This is a genomic window from Streptomyces sp. NPDC060198 (assembly GCF_042728415.1).
In the GTDB taxonomy this organism is placed as follows: Bacteria; Actinomycetota; Actinomycetes; order Streptomycetales; family Streptomycetaceae; genus Streptomyces.
In genome coordinates, this window is the sequence record NZ_JBHWZJ010000379.1 from 1 (window position 1) to 6,489 (window position 6,489).

Annotated in this window: 4 protein-coding genes; 3 read left to right on the forward strand and 1 reads right to left on the reverse strand. The window is 71.0% G+C overall.

Annotated features, from left to right (window positions below; translation table 11 throughout):
• Positions 1-41: 41 nt before the first annotated feature.
• Entirely contained in the window at positions 42-1,067 is a 1,026-nt protein-coding gene (locus tag ACFWEP_RS29660) for an ATP-dependent 6-phosphofructokinase (RefSeq protein ID WP_266709228.1), read from the reverse strand.
• A 445-nt stretch (positions 1,068-1,512) separates the two neighbouring features.
• On the opposite strand from ACFWEP_RS29660, the gene pta reads away from it, so the two are divergent.
• From pta to pyk, 3 genes are all read left to right on the forward strand, one after another.
• Complete coding sequence (gene pta, locus ACFWEP_RS29665; protein WP_387374608.1) at positions 1,513-3,585, forward strand: phosphate acetyltransferase; 2,073 nt, start codon at positions 1,513-1,515, stop codon at positions 3,583-3,585.
• A gap of 5 nt (positions 3,586-3,590) precedes the next feature.
• A complete protein-coding gene (locus tag ACFWEP_RS29670; protein WP_387374610.1) occupies positions 3,591-4,928 on the forward strand; it encodes an acetate kinase in 1,338 nt (445 codons plus the stop codon).
• An 88-nt stretch (positions 4,929-5,016) separates the two neighbouring features.
• Entirely contained in the window at positions 5,017-6,447 is a 1,431-nt protein-coding gene (pyk, locus tag ACFWEP_RS29675) for a pyruvate kinase (RefSeq protein ID WP_387374612.1), read from the forward strand.
• Positions 6,448-6,489 lie beyond the last annotated feature (42 nt).

Sequence of the window (6,489 nt, forward strand, 5' to 3'; positions counted from 1 at the left end):
GGACCGGCCTTCCGGCATACGGGTCCTGGTGGACCGATGTCCTAGAACACCGACTCCGCTTCGAACATCCGGTCCGCCGGTACGGTCTTCAGCTGGGTCACCGCGTCGGCGAGCGGCACCATCTCGATGCTGGTCCCGCGCAGGGCGGTCATGTTGCCGAACTCGCCGCGGTGCACGGCCTCCACCGCGTGCCAGCCGAAGCGGGTCGCGAGGACGCGGTCGTACGCGGTCGGGGTACCACCGCGCTGGACGTGGCCGAGGATGACCGGACGGGCCTCCTTGCCGAGGCGGCGCTCCAGCTCGACGGCGAGGCGGTTGCCGATGCCCTGGAAGCGCTCGTGGCCGAACTGGTCGATCTCGCCCTTGGCGTACGCCATCGAGCCCTCGGCGGGGTGCGCGCCCTCGGCGACGCAGATGACCGCGAACTTCTTGCCGCGGGCGAAGCGCTCCTCGACCATCTTGACCAGGTCGTCGACCTGGAAGGGGCGCTCGGGCAGGCAGATTCCGTGCGCGCCGCCGCCCATGCCGGACTCCAGGGCGATCCAGCCGGCGTGACGGCCCATCACCTCGACGACCATGACACGCTGGTGGGACTCGGCGGTGGTCTTGAGGCGGTCTATGGCCTCCGTCGCGACGCCCACGGCGGTGTCGAAACCGAAAGTGCGGTCGGTGGCGGAGATGTCGTTGTCGATGGTCTTCGGGACGCCGACGACGGGCATTCCGGCCTCGGAGAGCATGCGGGCCGCCGTCAGGGTGCCTTCGCCTCCGATGGGGATGAGGGCGTCTATGCCGTAACGGCGGGACAGCTCCTCGCAGTTCTCGGCGGCTTCGCGGAGCCGGTCGCGCTCCAGGCGGGCGGATCCGAGGATGGTGCCGCCGCGGGCCAGGATGCCGCTGACGGCGTTCAGGTCCAGCGGGCGGAAGTGGCCGTCCAGCAGGCCCTTGAAGCCGTCCTCGAAGCCGATGACCTCGTCGCCGTGCCCCACGACTGCGCGGTGCACGACCGAACGGATCACTGCGTTCAGGCCGGGGCAGTCGCCGCCTGCGGTGAGAATTCCGATGCGCATCGTGCGTTGTCTCCTGCTCGCTAGTACCGGGCTGTTCGGGGCCTTGGTGAGCGGCCACCGCGCCGTGAGCCGTCACGATTCTCCCACGGCAGGGGTACACCCCGCGCTTTCGGATGCTCCGGCGCACGAACAGGGGGCGAAAATCCGGGTAACAGGTCCGGAAGCCGACTCCGGGGCCACGTTACGTGGGGCCTCATGGACGCCGGAGGGCCGGGGCGGGGAACGGAAGCCCCGCGTACGGGGCCGCACGGGCGCGAACGGGCGTGTACGGAGACGTACGGGCGTGTACGGGCAACGGCCGGGTCCCGTGCGGGGAAAGGGTCTCCGGCGGGCGGCCCTGCGGCCCTCGCGGGTATCGTCGGAGGAAATGCAAGCCAATGCCACCCCTACCGGGATATCACCGCCCGTACCGGGCGAACAGCCGCATCAGGACGGGAGAGCACGCGTGACGCGCAGCGTGTACGTGACCGGGATCGACCGGGGAGACGGCCGCCAAGTCGTCGAGCTGGGGGTCATGGAACTACTGACCCGGCAGGTGGACCGCGTCGGCGTCTTCCGCCCGCTGGTCCACGACGGTCCCGACCGGCTGTTCGAGTTGCTGCGTGCCCGTTACCGGCTCTCCCAGAGCCCGGAGACCGTCCACGGCCTCGACTACCACGAGGCGTCCGCGATCCAGGCGGAGCAGGGTACCGACGAACTCGTCTCCCGGCTCGTCGAGCGCTTCCACCAGGTCGCCCGCGCGTACGAAGTGGTGCTGGTCCTCGGCAGCGACTACGCGGACACCCAGCTCCCCGACGAACTGGCGTTGAACGCCCGCCTCGCCAACGAGTTCGGAGCCTCCGTCATCGCGGTGGTCGGCGGCAAGGACCAGCCGGCCGAGTCGGTGCGGGCCGAGACCCGCAACGCGTACCGCGCCTACGCCGGGCTCGGCTGCGACGTGCTGGCGATGGTGGTCAACCGGGTCGCGCCCGAGGACCGGGACACCCTCGCCGAGCGGATCGTGGAGCGGCTGACGGTGCCGGTGTACGTGCTGCCCGACGAGCCGGCCCTCTCGGCGCCCACGGTCGCGCAGGTCACCGCCGCGCTGGGCGGCACGGTGCTGCTCGGCGACGACGCGGGGCTCGCGCGCGACGCGCTGGACTTCGTGTTCGGCGGGGCGATGCTGCCGAGGTTCCTGAAGGCGCTGACGCCCGGGTGCATGGTCGTCACCCCGGGCGACCGGGCCGACCTGGTGGTGGGCTCGCTCGCCGCGCACAGCGCCGGCACCCCGCCCATAGCGGGGGTGCTGCTCACGCTGGACGAGCGTCCCGGCGACGAGATCCTCCAGCTGGCGGCCCGGCTCGCGCCCGGCACCCCGGTGGTCTCGGTGCCCGGGGGCTCCTTCCCCACCGCCGGCGAACTCTTCGCCCTCGAAGGCAAGCTGAACGCGGCCACGCCCCGCAAGGCGGAGACCGCGCTCGGGCTCTTCGAGCGCCATGTGGACACCGCCGCTCTGCTGGAGCGGGTCTCGGTGGCCCGCACCGGGCGCGTCACCCCGATGATGTTCGAGCACGATCTGCTGGAGCAGGCGCGTGCCGACCGCCGCCGGGTGGTGCTGCCGGAGGGCTCCGAGGAGCGCGTGCTGCGCGCCGCCGACGTACTGCTCCGCCGCGACGTGTGCGATCTGACGCTCCTCGGCGACGTGGACCTGATCCGCAAGAAGGCCGCCGACCTCGGTATCGACCTCGCGGACACGCAGATCGTCGACCCGCAGACCTCCGAGCTGCGGCAGGCCTTCGCGGAGCGGTACGCGCAGCTGCGCGCGCACCGCGGGGTGACGGTGGAGCTGGCGTTCGACGTGGTCTCCGACGTGAACTACTTCGGCACCCTGATGGTCCAGGAGGGTCTGGCGCACGGCATGGTCTCCGGTTCCGTGCACTCCACGGCGGCCACCATCCGGCCCGCCTTCGAGATCATCAAGACCAAGCCGGACGCGCGAATCGTCTCCTCGGTGTTCTTCATGTGCCTCGCCGACAAGGTGCTGGTGTACGGCGACTGCGCGGTCAACCCCGACCCGGACGCCGAGCAGCTCTCGGACATCGCGGTCCAGTCGGCGGCGACGGCGGCCCGCTTCGGGGTGGACCCGAGGATCGCGATGCTCTCGTACTCGACCGGAACCTCGGGTTCAGGCGCAGACGTGGAGAAGGTGCGGGAGGCGACGGAGCGGGTCCGCTCGGCACGGCCCGACCTGCGGATCGAGGGCCCGATCCAGTACGACGCGGCGGTCGAGCCGACCGTCGCGGCGACCAAGATGCCGGAATCCCAGGTCGCGGGGCAGGCCACCGTGCTGATCTTCCCGGACCTGAACACCGGCAACAACACCTACAAGGCCGTACAGCGCTCGGCGGGCGCGGTCGCGGTGGGTCCTGTGCTCCAGGGGCTGCGCAAGCCGGTCAACGACCTGTCGCGCGGCGCTCTCGTCCAGGACATCGTCAACACCGTGGCCATCACCGCCATCCAGGCGCAGGGCGAGGAGTGACCCGCATGACCGACCCGAACACCGAGGCGACCACCGCGAACGCCGGACAGGACGGCGCCGGCCCGGCGCCCGCCGGCGCCCACCGGGTGCTCGTCCTCAACTCCGGCTCCTCGTCGGTGAAGTACCAGCTCCTCGACATGCGGGACCACTCCCGGCTCGCCTCCGGACTGGTGGAGCGCATCGGCGAGGAAACGTCCCGCCTGGTGCACACCCCGCGCCCCGGCGAGGGGGGCGAGGCGCGGGAGCGCACCGGCAGGATCGCCGACCACGCGGCGGCCCTGAAGGCCGCGGCCGAGGAGCTGGCGGCCGACGGGCTGGGGCTGGACTCCCCCGAGCTCGCGGCGATCGGTCACCGGGTGGTGCACGGCGGGCTCCGGTTCACCGAGCCGACCGTGGTCACCGACGACGTGCTCAAGGAGATCGAGCGGCTGGTGCCGGTGGCCCCGCTGCACAACCCGGCGAACATCACCGGTATCCGTACCGCACAGGAGCTGCGGCCGGACCTGCCGCAGGTCGCGGTGTTCGACACGGCGTTCCACACGACGATGCCCGAGGCCGCGGCCAGGTACGCGATCGACGTGGAGACCGCCGACGCCCACCGGGTGCGCCGCTACGGCTTCCACGGCACCTCGCACGCGTACGTCTCGCGGCGGACGGCGAAGCTGCTGGGCCGGCCGGTCGAGGACCTCAACATCATCGTGCTGCACCTCGGCAACGGCGCCTCGGCCTCGGCGGTCGCGGGCGGGCGGTGCGTGGACACCTCGATGGGGCTGACCCCGCTGGAGGGTCTCGTCATGGGGACCCGCTCCGGGGACATCGACCCGGCCGTCACCTTCCACCTGAAGCGGGTGGCGGGGATGTCGGCGGACGAGATCGACGAGTTGCTGAACAAGAAGAGCGGCCTGGTCGGCCTCTGCGGCGACAACGACATGCGGGAGATCCGCCGCAGGGTCGACGAGGGCGACGAGCGAGCCGCTCTCGCCTTCGACATCTACATCCACCGGCTGAAGAAGTACATCGGCGCCTATATGGCGGTCCTCGGCCGGGTGGACGCCATCGCCTTCACGGCGGGGGTCGGCGAGAACTCCGCCCCGGTGCGGGAGGCTGCCATGGCCGGACTGGAGGGGTTCGGCCTCGCGGTGGACGGCGAACGGAACTCCGTACGGTCGTCCCGGCCCCGGCTGATCTCCCCCGACGGCGCCCGGGTCGCGGTCGCCGTGGTGCCGACGGACGAGGAGCTGGAGATCGCAGGGCAGACGTTCGCGCTGGTCGGACGGGCCGCCGGGGACGGCGGCGACGGACGCGGGGCCGGGCCCGAGGAGGCCGGGGCTACGCACCCGTAGACCCCCACAACTGAGCACCCCCACGCCCCTTTGTACTTTCCACCAGACGGAATATTCCGCAGTGAAACAAACCGATAGGATCCGCCCCATGCGCCGTTCCAAAATCGTCTGCACCCTCGGTCCCGCCGTCGACTCCCACGAGCAGCTGGTCGCTCTGATCGAGGCCGGCATGAGCGTGGCCCGTTTCAACTTCAGCCACGGCACCCACGAAGAGCACCAGGGCCGGTACGACCGTGTCCGCAAGGCTGCCGCCGAGACCGGGCGGGCGGTGGGCGTGCTCGCCGACCTCCAGGGCCCGAAGATCCGCCTGGCGAAGTTCGCCGAAGGCCCCGTCGAGCTGGTCCGCGGTGACGAGTTCACCATCACCTCGGAGGACGTTCCGGGCGACAAGTCGATCTGCGGCACGACCTACAAGGGTCTGCCGGGCGACGTCGCCAAGGGCGACCCGATCCTCATCAACGACGGCAACGTCGAGCTGAAGGTCGTCTCGGTCGACGGCCCCCGGGTCAAGACCATCGTCATCGAGGGCGGTGTCATCTCCGACCACAAGGGCATCAACCTGCCCGGCGCGGCGGTCAACGTCCCCGCCCTGTCCGAGAAGGACGTGGAGGACCTCCGGTTCGCCCTGCGGATGGGCTGCGACCTGGTCGCCCTCTCCTTCGTCCGGGACGCCGAGGACGTCAAGGACGTCCACAAGGTGATGGACGAGGAGGGCCGCCGGGTCCCCGTCATCGCCAAGGTGGAGAAGCCGCAGGCGGTCGAGCACATGGAGGGCGTCGTCATGGCGTTCGACGGTGTGATGGTGGCCCGTGGCGACCTCGCCGTCGAGTACCCGCTGGAGAAGGTCCCGATGGTGCAGAAGCGCCTCGTGGAGCTGTGCCGGCGCAACGCCAAGCCGGTGATCGTGGCGACCCAGATGATGGAGTCGATGATCACCAACTCCCGTCCGACCCGCGCCGAGGCGTCCGACGTCGCCAACGCGATCCTGGACGGTGCGGACGCGGTCATGCTGTCCGCCGAGTCCTCGGTCGGCGCGTACCCGATCGAGACGGTCAAGACGATGGCGAAGATCGTCGTCGCCGCCGAGGAGGAGCTCCTCTCCAAGGGCCTCCAGCCGCTCGTCCCGGGCAAGAAGCCGCGCACCCAGGGTGGAGCGGTCGCCCGCGCCGCCGCCGAGATCGCGGACTTCCTGAACGGCAAGGCCCTGGTCGCGTTCACCCAGTCCGGTGACACCGCCCGCCGCCTGTCCCGCTACCGCGCCGCGCAGCCGGTGCTCGCCTTCACCACGGAGGAGTCGACGCGCAACCAGCTCGCACTGAGCTGGGGCGTCGAGGCCCACGTCGTCCCGCACGTGGAGACCACCGACGCGATGGTCGACATGGTCGACGCAGAGCTGCTGAAGCTCGGTCGCTACAACGAGGGCGACACGATGATCATCACCGCCGGTTCGCCCCCCGGCGTCCCCGGCACGACCAACATGGTCCGCGTCCACCACGTGGGCGGCGGCGAGCGCGCCTGACGCGCACGCCCCCTGTACGACCGTGGGCCGTGCACTCCGGCG

Bases quoted from the DNA above. Each gene is read 5' to 3' on its own strand.
- pyk (WP_387374612.1), top strand. From the start codon at position 5,017: ATGCGCCGTTCCAAAATCGTCTGCACCCTCGGTCCCGCCGTCGACTCC.
- ACFWEP_RS29670 (WP_387374610.1), top strand. From the start codon at position 3,591: ATGACCGACCCGAACACCGAGGCGACCACCGCGAACGCCGGACAGGAC.
- ACFWEP_RS29660 (WP_266709228.1), bottom strand. From the start codon at position 1,067: ATGCGCATCGGAATTCTCACCGCAGGCGGCGACTGCCCCGGCCTGAAC.